Origin of the sequence: Flavobacterium gossypii, assembly GCF_014138495.1 — a bacterium.
Taxonomy (GTDB): domain Bacteria; phylum Bacteroidota; class Bacteroidia; order Flavobacteriales; family Flavobacteriaceae; genus Flavobacterium; species Flavobacterium endophyticum.
In genome coordinates, this window is the sequence record NZ_JACJIS010000001.1 from 597373 (window position 1) to 613986 (window position 16614).

A 16614-nucleotide genomic window follows, 5' to 3' on the forward strand; every position below is an offset into this window, starting at 1 on the left:
GTACTAACTTTTAAAATCCTAATCTATGAAAAATTTGAAATCAATCACAGGCTTATTTGCAGTTTGCATGACGGTTTTAATGACATCGAGCATGTCAGCACAAGAAACCACCTCCGCTATTGGCGCAACCGAAAATTATGACCAAGGGTTTCGTTTAGGGTTTGGAATAAACGGAGGTTTTATATTTGACGATCCTTATGATTTTGCGCTAGGAGCCGATGCGCGTATCCAGTATGACTTAAACCAAAGGTATTCGATTACGTTCACTACTGGGTTCACTAATCTATTTGTGGGCGATGATATTCCTGATTTAGGATTCATTCCGGCAAAGGCTGGTTTCAAAGCCTTTGTATGGGAAGATCGTTTTTATGTGCTTGGCGAGCTTGGAGCTGCTATTCCTGTCACGAATGACTATAACGACACGAGTTTGTTATTAGCGCCAGGAATTGGATATGCCAATAAATATTTTGATGCCAGCATCCGCTACGAATATTACAACGACTTTCCGAGAGAAAATGGTGAAGGAGTTGGACAACTTGCTTTGCGTCTAGCTTACGGATTTAGACTCTAATTTGAAAAATATAAAAGAAAATGCCTTGAATTATCAAGGCATTTTTTTATTTCTCATTGCTCAGTTCCTTCTTGTAAAATGATATATTTTCCTGTACTTTCTCCTCCAACTCAGGAAATTTTATGTCTTTATATTGCAAAAGCACATCCAAAATTGCCTTTGCCAAAAGAAAACGGCAGGCGTTTTTGTCATCGGCTGGAATCACATACCATGGCGCTTTTTCTTTAGACGTCGCATTAATTGCTTCTTCATAATGGTGTTGGTACTCTTTCCAAAAGCTTCTTTCTTTTAGATCGCCAGGCGAGAATTTCCAGTTGTGTTTTTCTTTTTCAAGGCGTCTCAAAAGTCGCTGCCTTTGCTCTTCTTTACTTAGATGTAGAAAAAACTTCAAGACTATCACACCGTTTTCGACTATATGCTTTTCGAAATTAACAATCTGTTCCATGCGTTTCTTCCAGAAATCTTTAGGAATGTCCTTTACGTCCTCGATTCCTGGCAAGCTTTCGTTCAAGATATATTCTGGATGTACCCTTGTGACTAGTACATTTTCATAATGTGTCCTGTTGAAAACTGAAAATTTTCCTTTTTCGGGTAGTGCTAGATAATGCCTCCACAGATAATCATGCTCCAGTTCGGTTGAATTTGGCGTTTTAAAACTATGAACTACAACTCCCCTAGCATTAAACTCTTTGAAAACCTCACGTATAAGGCTGTCTTTCCCCGAAGTATCCATACCTTGCAGGCAAATCAGCACGCCATAGCGGTTATGAGCATACATCTTATCTTGCAAGTCGCTTAAAGCTTCACGGGTTTCATTTAGGGCTTCTTTTAATTCCTGTTTGGTAGCCTTCAAATCAACTAATGTCGGCAAATCTGAAAGCTTTTTAGGGCTCGTAATTTTAAAATCATCCGTATTTATCGTTTTCATAAGAATATTATTTTACATAAATGTATATATTTATCTCAGAAATTACGTTCTAAAAATTATATTTATTTTTTTCAGGAAAACGAATCCCTTTCGCCCGAATTATTCCATCAGGAACCTAAAACAGAAACTATGCAAAAATTTCAGCTCGAATTATTATTTCAGATTATCGGCATTGGCTCTGCCTCAGGATTGGTTTATAAAGACAATTCTCTTTTTATAATTTCCGACAATAGTAGCGTCCTTTATGAATACAATATCGAAAGCAAAAATCTGGAATCGCATACGATTCTAGAAACAACATCGGGGGCGCCAACAGAAAACATTCCAAAAGCAAAAAAGCCCGACTTTGAAGCTATTGCCAATTTCGGCGAAGACTGTTATATTTTTGGCTCCGGTTCTACCGAAAACCGAAATAAAATGGTTCATTTTGACACAAACCAAAAACAAAAAATAAAGGAAACGGATGTCACCGACCTTTATTTGGTGATGCAGAATTTCGGGAATACGAAACCTGAAGATTTCAATATCGAAGGCGCTGTTTATAATGGAGAAAATTGGTTTCTTTTCAACCGCGGCAATGGCAAGTCGGGCAAAAACGGAATTTTCACTATCGGTGGAAATAACTTGATTGATGATTTCTCTGTTTTGTATAACTCTTACAAACTTCCTAAAATAAAAGGAATCCAAAGTTCTTTTACAGACGCTGTGCGAGTGGATGGGAAGATTTATTTTCTGGCCACTGTTGAAGATACTAAATCTACTTATGACGACGGTGCCGTTCTCGGAACCTTCATCGGAAGGCTGGATATCGAAAAGATGAAAATCGATTTTACCGAAAAGATTACAACTACGCATAAATTCGAAGGACTTACGGTTTACAAAGAAAACGACAAGACCATCGAATTTCTTCTTTGCGAAGACAAAGACAACGACGACTTAAAGTCAGACATTTACAAGCTTACGCTTGATAAATAATTTATGATTTTAGATTTAGGATTTCCGTTTGGGCATAAATCTAAAATCATAAATTTTCACATCGCTTTCCAACCTTTTTATCCTTTTCTCTCTCTATATAGGAAAGACATTCATTGTGATAGACGAAAAACTAATTACAGCCTGCAGAAAGATGCAACGAGACGCACAGCGTCAGGTGTATGAGCTTTTGGCTCCAAAGCTGTATCGAACTTGCAAGCGATACCTAAAGAAAGAGGAAGAAATAGAAGAAGCGCTGGCCGATGCTTTCTATACTATTTTTACGAAAATCGAACAATTGAAAGAAGTCCGAGCTTTTGAAGCCTGGGCCAGAAAGATTGCGGTCAATCAATGCTTACTGTCACTCAAGAAAAACGTCAACTTCAACATGTATCTTGATGACGTGAAAATCATTTCACAGCCGATTACAAATCACGTGACCGATTTAGAGGAAGAAGATCTTCTGAACCTGCTGAATTTTATTCCCGAAGGATGTCGAACCATTTTCAACCTTTTTGCTATTGAGGGCTATTCTCATAAAGAGATTGCCAAGATGCTTGATATTTCAGAAGGAACATCTAAATCACAGCTGAATGTCTCAAAGACCAAATTGAAAGAATTGGTTAATAATTTGTATTATCAAAAAGCAAAGTAGCGATGGAAAATCAAGATAAAATATTCGAACAATTCAAAGATACCTCGAAAAAGGTAGAAGCGAAAGACTTCCCAGCTATGGAAAAAGTCTGGGCTCGCGTAGAAGAAAAACTAGATAAAAAAGAAGACAAAAAAACAATTGCAATCTGGAAGAAAATCGGGATTGCGGCATCACTCTTATTGTTCTTTTCTTTAGGGTATCAATTTCTGAAAACAGACGACAGCATAGAGACTCCTAAAAACCCGGTGGTAATTGAGGAAAATACGCCGATAATTTCTGAGTCTGAAAAAGAAGCTGTCGTTCAAAAAACGGGAACTGCTAAAGAACCCGAAGAATCTAAAAGTAAAAAAGCTACAATCATAAAAAGTAAGCCAGTAACCGTACAGGTAGAAAGTTCCGTTGCCGATAAAACGAACGATGATTATGCTAAAGAAGAAGTAGAATTAATTCAAATTGAGCCTAAAAATTTGGCACTCAAAGATGCAAAAATCATTGCTGCAGAGGTAAAAACAAATCCAATCACCAAAGAAAAGACAGTTACCGGGACTGTTGTTGACAATCAAAATTTGCCTTTGCCTGGCGCGGTTGTGGCCGTAAAAGGAACATCTCGCGCAACTCAAACAGATTTCGACGGAAAATATACTATTGCTGTAGAAACTGGAGAAAAATTGGAATTTAGTTATATTGGCATGAAATCTTCAGTTGCTTCAGTTGAAAATAATGCAAGACTGGATATCGCTTTACAAGATGACTCTAATACGCTTGAGGAAGTAGCGGTGACAGCGTACCAAACAACGAAGAAGCAATCAGCTATGGCTTCTGTAGCAATAATTGATAAGGAATCCATCCAATCCAAACGCAAATCTAAAAAAGAAAAGACATCAAATCCTATAGGCTATCTAGGTCAAGACATTAGAGCAAAGAAACAGAATTATAGAGATGGAGATATTAATAGCAATCCTGTTATTCAATCTTTGCAAGGAAAAGTTTCTGGACTAAATATTACTGAAGCAAAAAAAGAATACAGTGGTGAGCAATCAATTGTTTTGAGAGGAACTGGATCAATTAAAGAACAAGGTAAACCTCTTTATATAGTAGATGGACTTCCTGTTGATGAAAAAACTTTTAAGACGATCAACCAAAATGAAATCGAGGAAATCAATGTTTTAAAAGATGCTACAGCAACTTCAATATATGGAAATAGAGGCTCAAACGGCGTGATTGTAGTTAAAACTAAAAAAGGGACAACTAAAAACCTTTCCAAAAGAGAAATTAGAAAAAAACTCAGAGAACTGAAAAGAAAGAAAAATACCGAAACTTACAGAATGGATGTCCAGCCGAAAGTGGAAACTTCCCAAGAAGATTACGATCCTTTTATCGAAAATCCTTTTGAAAGTCCAAAGAATGAACCGCTTTCTACTTTTTCGATTGATGTTGATAATGCTTCATATACAAATGTACGCCGATTCATAAACAACGGCCAAACGGTTCCGAAAGATGCTGTTCGAGTAGAAGAAATGGTCAATTTCTTTAAATACAACTATCCGCAGCCGAAAGGAGATCATCCGTTTTCTATCAATACAGAATACAGCGATGCGCCATGGAATCCAAAACACAAGCTGGTAAAAATTGGATTGCAGGGAAAAATAATTCCGACAGAAAAATTGCCTGCTTCTAATCTTGTCTTTTTGATCGATGTTTCTGGATCGATGAGCGATGCCAATAAATTGCCTTTGCTGAAACAATCCATGAAAATTTTAGTCAATGAGCTGAGAAAAGAAGATAAGGTTTCCATCGTCGTATATGCGGGAGCCGCAGGGATGGTCTTGCCGCCAACCTCTGGAGACAATAAGAAAACAATTATTGATGCTTTGGAAAAGCTAGATGCTGGAGGCAGCACGGCCGGTGGAGCTGGAATTGAATTGGCGTATAAGACAGCGCAAGAAAACTTTATCAAAAACGGAAACAATCGTGTGATTTTGGCAACTGACGGTGATTTCAATGTAGGAAGCTCATCGAATACCGACATGGAAACGTTGATAGAAGAAAAAAGAAAATCGGGCGTTTTCTTGACTTGTCTTGGCTATGGCATGGGCAATTATAAAGACAGCAAAATGCAAATTCTTGCCGATAAAGGAAATGGAAATTATGCGTATATCGATAATATACAGGAAGCAAATCGCTTTTTAGGCAAAGAATTCAAAGGCTCTATGTTTGCGATTGCCAAAGACGTGAAAATCCAAATCGAATTCAATCCAAAGCACGTTCAGTCGTACCGATTGATAGGTTATGAAAACAGAAAATTGCGTCCGGAAGATTTTACAAATGATGCTATTGATGCTGGCGAATTAGGAAGTGGCCATACGGTTACGGCTTTGTATGAAATTATTCCGACAGGAGTCGAAAGTGAATTTCTCAACAAAACACCTGATTTGAAATACACGAAAGTGCAAGAAAACGGAACGGTTTATAATGAAGAATTGGCAACCATAAAATTCCGATATAAAAAACCTGATGGCGACAAAAGCATTGAGATGACAAGTATAATCGAAAACCAATCGGTTCCTTTAAACGCTGCGTCTGATGATTTCAAATTTTCTGCCGCAGTAGCGTGGTTCGGATTAAAACTGAGAGATTCAAAACTAATTCCGAACAAATCATCTGAAGACATCAAAAAACTAGCAAAAGAAGGATTGTCTAATGACGAGGATGGTTATAAAGCTGAATTTGTTCGATTGGTAGAAAGCGTAAAATGAAAAAGATGAAAAAGTATATTTTCTTTATGTTCTTGATCTCTTCTCTTTCTTTTGGTCAAACGGAAGATAGAATTGGATGCACTAAACATTTAGCAATTTCAGCCAAAATGAATTTTGAAGACGATTTAAAAAACAATCATGTTACGATTTATCTCCGAGGCGGAATTGTTTCTGTAATCAAGGATGCAGATTTGCTATTTCAAAAGAAATATGGCGTCAATTATCATGATTCTGGCTGTGTAGCGATGGGAGATTTTGATTATTACAAAATGTATAATCATCTGGTGTTTGATTATCTGTCTAAAAAATTTGGCGAAGATTGGAAGAAGGAACTAAACGCAAATGCTTTTGGCATACAATAACTCAAGGATTATAAAATAAAAAACCGATAGTTTTTAAGCTATCGGTTTTGTTTATTTAAATGTCAGGCGTATTTCTGTCCCTTTCGATTCTTCGCTGGATATGCCTAGGTTACAATTTATTTTTTCGGCCAAATTCACAACCAATTGCAATCCTACGCCTGTTCCCTGCTCGTTGTTTGTTCCTCTTCTTGACGAATTAGTGTTTCGCAGGATATCTTCAATCATTTCTTGAGACATTCCAATTCCATTATCTTTGATACTTAATTCATTTCCAAAAGATTCAATAACAATCGTTCCATTTTGAGGTGTAAATTTGATCGCGTTAGAAATTAAGTTCCTGATAATTATGGTCACGATTTCAATATCAGAATTTATTTTGAAATTTTTAATCGCCACCTTGACACTGATGTTTTTACTTTCGGAAGGAGTTTTATAGATTTCAAGAATATTGGCTATAAGTACCCGGAAATCAATTTCAACGAGATTTAGCTTGATGGTATTAAAGTTCAGTTTTGCCCAATTGAGCGTATTGTCTAATAATTCTAATACTTGTTTGGACTGCTCATTGATCATTTTTATTAGGGAAGCAAACTCGTCCGGCGAAATTTCTGTATTGGCCGCCATTGACGATATCGACATTAGATTGGCAACAGGGCTTCGCAAATCATGTCCTAAAATCGACAGCATTCTGTCATTGTTCTTATTGATATTTTTCAGTTCTTCCTGAAAACGAATCTCTTTATCGAGATCAATAAAAGCGACAATATGAATTTTATTGATGACACAAGCTTTTACTTCGTACCATCGGATCGTACCGTTTTTACAAGTAACATGCGACTTGCTTTTAACGAAAACCTTGCCTTCTTGCTGGGATAAAGTTTCTTCATCATCCCAAGTAGTAATTACATTATTTCTGTAGTCGTAATCGGGATAAGCCTTGCCGTACCAAGCTTCTATGGTTGGGATTTCATCAAGAGTGTAGCCAATTTCTTCGAGAAACTTTTCGTTTAGGTAGGTATTAAGATGTTGCCCATCGATAACTTCTGCAATAATAAACGGATACGGCAGAAAGTCTGCAACGCCTTGCAATTCTATCCTCGAATTTCTTAAACTGCTAATTTCTTCAGGAATCATATAGTTCTGATTTTGAAGGCAATTTAATCATTAAATACGTCAAATCAGAAATTATTTCTCAATCTCACGAAGACTTTCCATCTTTTTATGAGCAAGGAAACCGGCTATATCTTCGAAGTGTTCTTTGACTCTTTTATTACCAAACTCAAAAACTTTTGTTGCCAAGCCATCTAAGAAATCACGATCGTGGGAAACCAAAATCAAGGTTCCGTCAAAATCACGAAGTGCATCTTTGATGATGTCTTTTGTTTTCATGTCTAAGTGGTTGGAAGGCTCATCCAGAATCAGCAAGTTTACAGGCTCAAGTAGCAATTTGATCATTGCCAAACGTGTTTTCTCACCTCCAGAAAGTACTTTTACTTTTTTTGTAGTATCATCTCCGTGAAACATAAATGCTCCCAAGATATTTTTAATCTGCGTTCTAACTTCTCCAACTGCAATGTTATCAATAGTTTCAAAAATCGTAGCATTTTCATCTAATAAAGAGGCTTGATTTTGAGCAAAATAACCAATTTGTGCATTGTGACCTATTTCTACAGAACCGCTGTCGATTCCAATTTCTTTCATGATAGCCTTGATCATCGTAGATTTTCCTTCTCCATTCTTTCCAACGAAAGCTACTTTCTGTCCTCTTTCAATTACGATATTGGCATCTTTAAAAACTACGTGGTCACCATACGATTTGGATAAATCTTTTACGATTACAGGATAATTTCCAGAACGAGCTGCGGGTGGAAATTTCAGTTTTAATGCAGATGTATCTACCTCATCAACCTGTACAATAACCAACTTCTCCAGCATTTTAACACGTGATTGTACGGCGTCTGTTTTAGAAAAAGTTCCTCTAAAACGATCAATAAAAGCTTGGTTGTCAGCAATCATTTTTTGCTGCTCGTCATAGGCTTTTTGCTGGTGCACTCTTCGGTCTTTTCTCAATTCCAGATAATGCGAATATTTGGCCTTATAATCATAAATCCTACCCATCGTTACTTCAATCGTACGGTTGGTGATATTATCGACAAAAGCTCTATCGTGGGAAATAACGACAACGGCTTTCGCAGAATTGATCAAGAAATCTTCCAACCATTGAATCGATTCGATATCCATGTGATTGGTTGGCTCATCCAGAAGAATCAAGTCTGGTTTCTGCAAAAGGATTTTGGCCAATTCAATACGCATTCTCCATCCTCCAGAAAACTCAGACGTTTGGCGCGTGAAATCTTCTCTTACAAAACCTAGTCCCATCAAAATTTTCTCGACTTCCGCTTCGTAATTTACTTCTTCAATCGCATAATACTTCTCGCTTAAGTCAGAAACTCTTTCAATCAATTTCATATAATCGTCTGATTCATAATCTGTACGAACGGTCAATTGTTCGTTCAGTTCATCAATCTCAGCCTTCATCTTAAAAATTTCGCTGAATGCTTTTGAAGCTTCTTCCATTACCGTAGCTCCATCTTTCGTCAATAAATGCTGAGGCAGATAGGCAATTACGGCTTCTTTTGGTGCTGAAATATTTCCTCCGGAGGGCTTGCTTTGCCCAGCAATTATCTTTAGGAGCGTTGATTTTCCGGCTCCATTCTTACCCATGAGGGCAATCTTGTCATTTTCATTTATGGCAAAAGAAACTTCGCTGAAAAGCGTCGTGCCTCCAAACTGGACTGAAATATCGTTTACTGTAATCATCTAGATTATTCGATTAATTGGATTGTGATTCTTCGACTGCTCGAATTTTTGAAGGTGCAAAGATAGCGTAATTAAGGGATTAGGCAATCTGAAAAAATCTATATTAAACGCGATGGTGGAAAATAAAATTATTGACTTATATTTATAGTAAAGATTTTCAATAATGGTTAAAACTACGCCTTTTTATACCCGGCTTGCCCACGTGCTAATTTCCATCATTTGCTTGTTTTATCTCGCAATTATCGGAGAAACCTTGCTGGCACCGCTTATTTTTGCTTTCTTATTTTCGTTGCTTCTGCTTCCGTTTGCGAATTTCTTAGAAAGACGCTGGAAGTTTCCTCGTTCTTTGTCTTCAGCAACGGTGCTTATGACATTAGTGCTTGGGATTACTGCTATTACTTACCTCCTTTTAAACCAATTGAGCGACCTTACAAACGACTTGCCGGCGTTTAAGGAACAGCTTTTGGCTACGTCTACAATTATTCAAGACTGGATTTCGGATACTTTTCATATTGACAATCATGAGCAGATAAGCTATATCAATTCGGCTACTAGCGAAGCTTTAAGCCAAGGGACATCTTTATTGGGACAGACGTTATTATCCGTTTCTTCTGTGATGCTTTTTTTGGTCTTTATCTTTTTATATACCTTTTTTATATTGCTGCATCGCCGCCTGTTGCTTTCTTTTTTAGTATCGCTATTTAGGGAAGAACATTCTGCCGTTGTGTACGATGTTGTTTTTAATATTCAATATATTGTCAAAAAATATATTGCAGGACTTTTTCTCCAGATGCTAATCGTATCGGTATTAGCTTGCACTGCATTTGAAATCATCGGAATAAAATATGCTTTTCTTTTGGGGCTGATTACGGGAATTTTTAATGTAATTCCTTATATCGGAATTCTGACTTCATTAATACTTACTGTCTTGCTGACTTTTTCGACCATGGATTCTACAGCCGTGCTATTGGTCATTTTTACTGTTTTCGTAATCCATTTGATTGACAGTAATTATATCATGCCGAAAATTGTCGGTTCGAAAGTAAAAATCAATACTTTGACAGCGCTTTTAGGATTGGTCTTAGGAGAATTGGTTTGGGGTATCAAAGGAATGTTCTTGTCCATTCCGATTATTGCAATCTTTAAGGTAGTTTTTGACCGTGTCGATGGATTAAAACCGTGGGGGTATGTTTTAGGAGAAGATGAAGAAATTTCAAAAACTGTTATTCCCGAAGTTGAGAAAGCAGAAATTGAACAAAAAGAAAAATCCGAATAATTAACTATTCGGATTTTTTATTTCATACCAGGCTTCTTGGGTTCCCTCATCATCGAATGCATTCACAAAATGCATTCCTACTTTTTCCAGAACTCTTCTTGACGCAAGATTGTCAAAATCGGCATAGGCATTGATTTTTTCCAGTTTCATATCGTTAAAACCAAAATCGACAAAAGCTTTTGCCGTTTCATAAGCATAGCCTTTTCCCCAATGCTTTTGGATGAATCGATAACCTAAATCATAGAACGTTCGGTATCCGTTGACATTTTTTTCTAATTTCAATCCGGACCAGCCGATGAATTCGTTGGTTTCTTTTAAGATTACTGCCCAACGACCAATTCCATTTTCAAGATATTGCTGTCGGATATTAGCAATGGCTTCACGGACTTGTTCAATAGAAGTAACCGGTTTATTGCCTAGATAAATATGTACTTGCGGATTAGAGTCGAGCTCAAACATCCCGACATCATCAGTTGGCAGGAGTTCTCGCAATAGCAATCTTTCGGTTTCTAAAGAAGTTCTCATACGCAATTCTTCTTAAAGGCTCATCTTAAAATCAGTAATGACCGGATCGGCTTTCCCGTATTTCGATTCATCGATAAAAAGCTCGACAGCAATGCTTCCATTCGATCCAAGAATAATATTGGACTGGTTGTTATTCTTCATAAGCGTCTCGATGCCTGCTTCTTCTAGTTTCGCTTTCAAAGCTGTTGCTAAGATCTCACTTCCCGAAAATACTTTCATTAGTCCCATTTTATTATTTTTTTTAGTTTTTAATTATTCTGTTTCTTCCTCTTCTTCGCTATCGTCCATTTCAAAAAACAGCGGTTCAATCATAATCCTATCGGCAAAATTGTCTATTCTTTCCGTAATGTTTTCAGAAAAGAAAATCCTTTGCGTCTTGCCCATCGCTTCCGAAATTCGCGCCAGCTTGGTATCAAAACGCAACCTCAATAGTTCATCGGTATTTTCGATAATGAACATTTTCAGTCGGTTCACGTCATATCCTGCCGATGCAAACATATCGCTCAATCGGTTTGGAGTTCCAATCAGCACATCAATTCCAAGAGAAATATGGTTTTTGTCGAAATCAATATCGCCTTTATCATGAACTCCGTACACTCTAAGATTCGTATAATTTCCTAGCTTTTCGAAAAGTTGTTTCATTTCAATCATTTTCTCCTTGCTTTCGACAACAATCAATGCTCGGGGAGATTCTTCAAATTCTTTTTCAAGCCTTTGGATTACGTTCATCACCAAAGTAGTCGTTTTGCCTGACTTGGCAGGAGCAATAATGACGCAATCCGCACCACTTTTTATGGTCGAAAACGTTTCGCTTTGCAATTCATTGGCTTCTGTAAGTCCGTTTTCGGCTAAAGCTCTTTGAAGATTTTCGTTTATTTTTTTTAGTTTCATTTTAAATGCTGTAAGCTTATTATTTGCTGGCGAAAAGCTTGACGTCTGTTTCAGAAATTTCATTTCCGCCTAAGATAATCAAGCGTTCAATTACGTTTCTTAATTCGCGTATGTTTCCGGTCCAGTCATATTCTTTCAAAAGGGCAATGGCTTCTTTAGAAAATTGTTTTGGCACATTTCCGTGCTCCGATGCTATTTTTTCGGTAAAATGATTAATCAATAATGGAATATCATCGCGCCTGTCATTTAATGCCGGTACTTTAATTAAAATAACCGCAAGCCTATGATACAAATCTTCTCTGAAACGGCCTTCTTCAATTTCCTTTTTTAAATCTTTGTTTGTAGCGGCTACTACTCGAACATCGACTTTTATGTCTTTGTCGGCACCTACTCTTGTGATTATATTTTCCTGCAAGGCACGCAATACTTTGGCTTGGGCAGAAAGGCTCATGTCGCCAATTTCATCTAGAAAAATAGTTCCTCTGTCGGCAGCTTCAAATTTTCCAGCTCTGTCTTTTACGGCAGAAGTAAATGCGCCTTTCACATGTCCGAACAGTTCGCTCTCAATCAATTCTGATGGAATCGCAGCACAATTTACTTCAATTAAAGGTGCGCCCGAACGTTCGCTTCTTTCATGAAGTTGGTGTGCGACCAATTCTTTTCCAGTTCCGTTAGGTCCGGTGATTAAAACTCGTGCATCTGTCTGTGCTACTTTTTCGATAATCTGCTTGATATGGTTGATGGCTTCGCTTTCGCCAATCATTTCATAGTTTTTGCTGACTTTTTTCTTGAGTATCTTATTTTCAACAACCAACTGTTTCTTGTCTAAAGCATTTCGAACTGTATTCAGAAGCCTATTCAAATCGGGCGGCTTGGAGATATAATCGAAAGCACCAAGTCGCATCGTATTGATAGCTGTTTCTAAATCGCCATGGCCCGAAATCATGACCATTGGGATTTCCGGCTTGATTTTTTTAACGGCTTCAAGTACTTCGACACCGTCCATTTTTGGCATTTTGATATCGCAAAGAACCAAGTCATAATCGTCGTTCTTGATCTTTTCAAGACCTTGCTGCCCATCTTCGGCTTCTTCTACTGTATACGAATCATTTTCTTCAGAAAGAATCTTTGTTAGGACTCTTCTGATTGCTGCTTCATCTTCTATGATTAATATTTTAGGCATATTTTATCTTTTTTGCGCTATTAGTATTTAAGCCATTTGTAAAGTTCTTTCCATGTCGGTTTTTTGCCGTACATAAGAATTCCGATTCTGTATATTTTTGAAGCGAACCATACCACTAAAAAGAAAGTTCCGAACAATAAAACTAGCGAAAGTACAATCTGCCACCATGGCACTCCAAAAGGAATACGCATCAGCATCACGATTGGCGATGTTAGCGGAATCATTGAAAAAACAGTGGCTACCGTTCCGTGAGGGTCATTCAAAACGCTGAAGAAACCTACATAAACGCCAAGCATCAGCGGCAGAATAATCGGCAATAGGAATTGTTGAGAATCGGTTTCATTATCAACAGCTGCGCCAATTGCCGCATAAATCGAGCTGTATAAAAAGTAGCCTCCAATAAAATACACTATGAATGAAACCAATAAAGTCGCTATCGGAAGGTTTTTAAATTCATTGACATAAAGCTGGATATTTGCTGCAACTCCATGGTTTGCTGTTGCCATCATTTCAGATGAAACCCCTGAAGATGGACCAACATTAATTCCTAAAAAGGCAGAACCGATGAATAATAAAATACCTCCCAACAATGCCCAAATGACAAATTGAAGCACACCTGCTAAAGAGGTCCCTATGATTTTCCCCATCATCAACTGAAAAGGTTTTACGGAGGAAATAATGATTTCGATAATTCGGTTTGTTTTTTCTTCGATGACGCTTCTCATGACCATATTCCCGTAGATAATGATGAACATCATAATAAGGTATCCGAAAGCTGCTCCAATAAAAATCTTGATTTCGTTCAGGCCTTTTACGGTTTCTTCGCCGGAAGCTTTGGCCAAATTAATATCAACTTTCGCTTCTGCATTCTTAATAGCAAGCGTGTCAAGGCTGGCTTTTTCAAAATTTGATTTTGTAAGTTTTTGTCCAATTATAGTTTCCAAATCGTCTATATACGAAAGACTCGGGCTATCGTTTGAAATATACTGGATTTTCTTGGCCAGTTCTTTATTATCTTCAATTTTAGGGATATAAAGTATGGCTTCGTATTTTTCTGAAATAATACTGTCTTTCAACACCTTCAAATCTACATCAGACTTATTGAGGTAATGATATTCGTCGGAATTCTTAAATTCTTTGACAAAAAGATTGGATTCGTCGTGAACTGCAATTTCCTTCACATCTGATTTCATTGTGCTCAGATAGCCCACAAAAGCGGCCAATCCAACCATCAGCAACGGACTCAAGAAAGTCATGACTATAAATGATTTGTTGCGGACTTTTGCAACGAATTCTCTTTTTATAATTAATTTTAGTATGCTCATTTAGATTTTCAATTTATGATTTATGATTCTGGATTTTCCCTCCAGAACAGATAATCTATACTTATTTGTCGCTTACTGTCTTGATAAAAATATCATTAACACTTGGAATTTTTTCTACAAAATGGGTCACTTGTCCCATTTGAGTTAAAATACTCAAAAGCTCATTTGGAGAAGAATCGCCAATCTGCACTTCCAGTTTCAGGTCATCATTAAGCGTCTTGAAATTAGTCTGCCCGACAGTAAACTTCTGCGTCAGCTGATACATAAGCCCTTCGACATTAGACGTCATGATTCCGACTTCAAAGCTATTGGTTCTGTATTCTTTTTTGACGTCGTTGAGTTTTCCTTCAATCAGTTTATTGGATTTGTGAATCAAAGCAATATCGTCGCAAAGTTCTTCAACGCTTTCCATCCTATGGGTAGAAAAGATGATTGTAGCACCTTGTTTTTTTAATTCTAGAATCTCGTCTTTTATCAAATTTGCATTTACAGGATCAAAACCGCTGAAAGGCTCATCAAAAATCAAAAGCTTTGGCTTGTGCAGTACAGTAACTACGAACTGTATCTTTTGGGCCATTCCTTTTGAAAGCTCCTGAATTTTTTTATTCCACCAGCCTTGGATTTCCAACCTATCGAACCAATAATCCAATTGTTTTTTTGCTTCGTCTTTTGAAAGTCCTTTCAACTGGGCAAGATAAAGTGCCTGCTCACCAACTTTCATGGTTTTATACAAGCCTCTTTCTTCCGGCATGTAGCCGATGTGCTGTACATGTTCTGGCTGCAGCTTTTCTCCATCAAGAAGAACAGTACCGCTATCGGGCATGGTTATTTGGTTGATAATTCTGATTAGCGAGGTTTTGCCTGCGCCATTTGGACCGAGAAGTCCGTAGATGCTCCCTTTTGGAACTTGTAGCGAAACATTATTCAAAGCAGTATAATCGCCATATTGTTTGACTACATTTTTAACTTCAAGTATGTTGTTCATTATGCTTTTTGATTTATTTCATCAGCTGGGCTATCGTAGCCACGAGTCTGTAAAAGTAAGGAATTGAGAGGTGAAATTTGTCAGAATTTCAAAAAAAACCCACCCCTATTTGCACAAGGATGGGAAAAATTGCTATGAAAAAGAAAATTACTAGTTGCCTAGTAATCTTCAAATATATAAAAAATTTAAATTACTACGAAAACATATCCTTAACTTTTTCAAAAAAAGATTTTTCACTCTTTTCAGGGTTTGGGATAAAGTTATCTTCTGTAATTGATTTTTCAAAAAATTGCTTTTGTTCTTTATTTAGATTTTTCGGTGTCCAAACATTGACATGTACCAGCAAATCGCCATTTCCGTAGCCATTGATGCTTGGTATTCCTTTGCCTTTTAGGCGAAGAATTTTTCCAGATTGGATTCCTTCTTCTAGCTTGATTCTTACTTTTCCGTTTACTGCTTCGATATCTTTTGAGATTCCTAGAACCGCTTCTGGAAAACTTATATAAAGGTCTAAATGAAGATTTTCGCCTTCACGTTTTAAAAATTCGTGCTCGATTTCTTCAATCGCAACAATCAAATCTCCTGGGATACTGTTGTTTCCTGGCGCATCGTTCCCTTTGTTTGAAACTTTTAATTGCATTCCGTCCACTACACCTGCAGGAATTTTTATAGAAACAGTTTCATCAACCATTACCATTCCATGAGCATCTGCATCTTTTGGCTTGCTTTCAAGTACTTGCCCAGAACCGCCGCAAGTATGACAAGTGGTTGCTGACTGCATTCTTCCCAAAATGGTATTGGTTATTTTCATTACCTGGCCTTGACCATTACAAGTAGGACAGGTTTTATAATGAACGCCTTGGGCTTGGACTTTTCTTTTGACTTTTACTTTTTTCTCAACACCATTGGCAATCTCTTCTAAAGTTAGTTTGACTTTGATTCTAAGATTACTTCCTTTTACTCTACGTGGACCGGAATTTCCGCCACCGAATCCGCCAAAACCGCCACCAAAAGCACCTCCGAAAATATCACCGAATTGGCTGAAAATGTCATCCATATTCATGCTTCCGCCTCCAAATCCTCCCGCTCCGTCAAAAGCTTGATGACCGTATTGATCGTACTTTGCTTTCTTTTGAGGGTCGCTCAAAATCTCATAGGCTTCAGCAGCCTTCTTAAAGTTCTCTTCGGCTTCCTTATTGCCCGGATTTTTATCGGGATGAAATTCTATTGCTTTCTTTCGGTATGCTTTTTTAATCGCAGCTGCGTCAGCAGATTTTGAAATTCCTAATATTTCGTAAAAATCTTGTTTCATTTTTTCATTTTTAACATTGAAATGTTGCAAAGGCATCATTCATGCCACTACAT

General features: G+C 37.4%; 16 protein-coding genes. 6 read left to right on the forward strand and 10 right to left on the reverse strand.

Annotation, left to right across the window (positions count from 1 at the left end; genetic code table 11):
* The first annotated feature begins 25 nt into the window (after window positions 1-25).
* Window positions 26-571 carry a hypothetical protein gene (locus tag GGR22_RS02985; RefSeq protein WP_121374900.1) on the forward strand — a complete coding sequence of 182 codons (546 nt, stop codon included), beginning with the start codon at window positions 26-28 and terminating at the stop codon, window positions 569-571.
* Window positions 572-617: 46 nt separating this feature from the next.
* On the opposite strand, the gene GGR22_RS02990 is transcribed toward GGR22_RS02985, so the two are convergent.
* Complete coding sequence (locus GGR22_RS02990; RefSeq protein ID WP_182492505.1) at window positions 618-1499, reverse strand: PPK2 family polyphosphate kinase; 882 nt, start codon at window positions 1497-1499, stop codon at window positions 618-620.
* 129 nt (window positions 1500-1628) lie between these two features.
* On the opposite strand from GGR22_RS02990, the gene GGR22_RS02995 reads away from it, so the two are divergent.
* From GGR22_RS02995 to GGR22_RS03010, 4 genes are all read left to right on the forward strand, one after another.
* The gene (locus tag GGR22_RS02995) at window positions 1629-2474 is read left to right on the forward strand and encodes a DUF6929 family protein (protein ID WP_182492506.1); all 846 of its coding nucleotides are present in this window, start codon (window positions 1629-1631) and stop codon (window positions 2472-2474) included.
* A 151-nt stretch (window positions 2475-2625) separates the two neighbouring features.
* Window positions 2626-3126, forward strand: a complete 501-nt coding sequence (locus tag GGR22_RS03000; protein WP_182493501.1) for an RNA polymerase sigma factor — start codon at window positions 2626-2628, stop codon at window positions 3124-3126.
* Between the two features lie 2 nt (window positions 3127-3128).
* On the forward strand, window positions 3129-5882 hold the full coding sequence (locus GGR22_RS03005) for a YfbK domain-containing protein (protein WP_317169771.1): 2754 nt from the start codon (window positions 3129-3131) through the stop codon (window positions 5880-5882).
* 5 nt (window positions 5883-5887) lie between these two features.
* On the forward strand, window positions 5888-6244 hold the full coding sequence (locus tag GGR22_RS03010) for an FEKKY domain-containing protein (RefSeq protein WP_182492507.1): 357 nt from the start codon (window positions 5888-5890) through the stop codon (window positions 6242-6244).
* A gap of 51 nt (window positions 6245-6295) precedes the next feature.
* On the opposite strand, the gene GGR22_RS03015 is transcribed toward GGR22_RS03010, so the two are convergent.
* Window positions 6296-7378: a PAS domain-containing sensor histidine kinase gene (locus GGR22_RS03015; RefSeq protein ID WP_182492508.1), complete on the reverse strand. Its 1083-nt coding sequence runs from the start codon at window positions 7376-7378 to the stop codon at window positions 6296-6298.
* A 51-nt stretch (window positions 7379-7429) separates the two neighbouring features.
* Window positions 7430-9064 (reverse strand): ABC-F family ATP-binding cassette domain-containing protein, encoded by a 1635-nt coding sequence (locus tag GGR22_RS03020; RefSeq protein ID WP_121374905.1) that lies wholly within the window; start codon window positions 9062-9064, stop codon window positions 7430-7432.
* A gap of 163 nt (window positions 9065-9227) precedes the next feature.
* Between GGR22_RS03020 and GGR22_RS03025 the strand changes: the two genes are divergently transcribed.
* Window positions 9228-10340: an AI-2E family transporter gene (locus GGR22_RS03025; protein WP_121374906.1), complete on the forward strand. Its 1113-nt coding sequence runs from the start codon at window positions 9228-9230 to the stop codon at window positions 10338-10340.
* Here GGR22_RS03025 and GGR22_RS03030 read toward each other — a convergent pair whose 3' ends face one another.
* From GGR22_RS03030 to dnaJ, 7 genes are all read right to left on the reverse strand, one after another.
* A complete protein-coding gene (locus GGR22_RS03030; RefSeq protein WP_182492509.1) occupies window positions 10341-10865 on the reverse strand; it encodes a GNAT family N-acetyltransferase in 525 nt (174 codons plus the stop codon).
* A 12-nt stretch (window positions 10866-10877) separates the two neighbouring features.
* Entirely contained in the window at window positions 10878-11093 is a 216-nt protein-coding gene (locus tag GGR22_RS03035) for a putative signal transducing protein (RefSeq protein ID WP_121374908.1), read from the reverse strand.
* Window positions 11094-11117: 24 nt separating this feature from the next.
* Window positions 11118-11756 (reverse strand): DEAD/DEAH box helicase, encoded by a 639-nt coding sequence (locus tag GGR22_RS03040; RefSeq protein ID WP_182492510.1) that lies wholly within the window; start codon window positions 11754-11756, stop codon window positions 11118-11120.
* Window positions 11757-11775: 19 nt separating this feature from the next.
* Window positions 11776-12939: a sigma-54-dependent transcriptional regulator gene (locus GGR22_RS03045; RefSeq protein ID WP_182492511.1), complete on the reverse strand. Its 1164-nt coding sequence runs from the start codon at window positions 12937-12939 to the stop codon at window positions 11776-11778.
* A 20-nt stretch (window positions 12940-12959) separates the two neighbouring features.
* Window positions 12960-14264, reverse strand: coding sequence for an ABC transporter permease (locus tag GGR22_RS03050; RefSeq protein WP_182492512.1), 1305 nt, complete (start codon window positions 14262-14264; stop codon window positions 12960-12962).
* A 61-nt stretch (window positions 14265-14325) separates the two neighbouring features.
* Window positions 14326-15249: an ABC transporter ATP-binding protein gene (locus GGR22_RS03055; RefSeq protein WP_182492513.1), complete on the reverse strand. Its 924-nt coding sequence runs from the start codon at window positions 15247-15249 to the stop codon at window positions 14326-14328.
* Window positions 15250-15442: 193 nt separating this feature from the next.
* Window positions 15443-16561, reverse strand: a complete 1119-nt coding sequence (gene dnaJ / locus GGR22_RS03060) for a molecular chaperone DnaJ (RefSeq protein WP_182492514.1) — start codon at window positions 16559-16561, stop codon at window positions 15443-15445.
* Window positions 16562-16614: the final 53 nt, after the last annotated feature.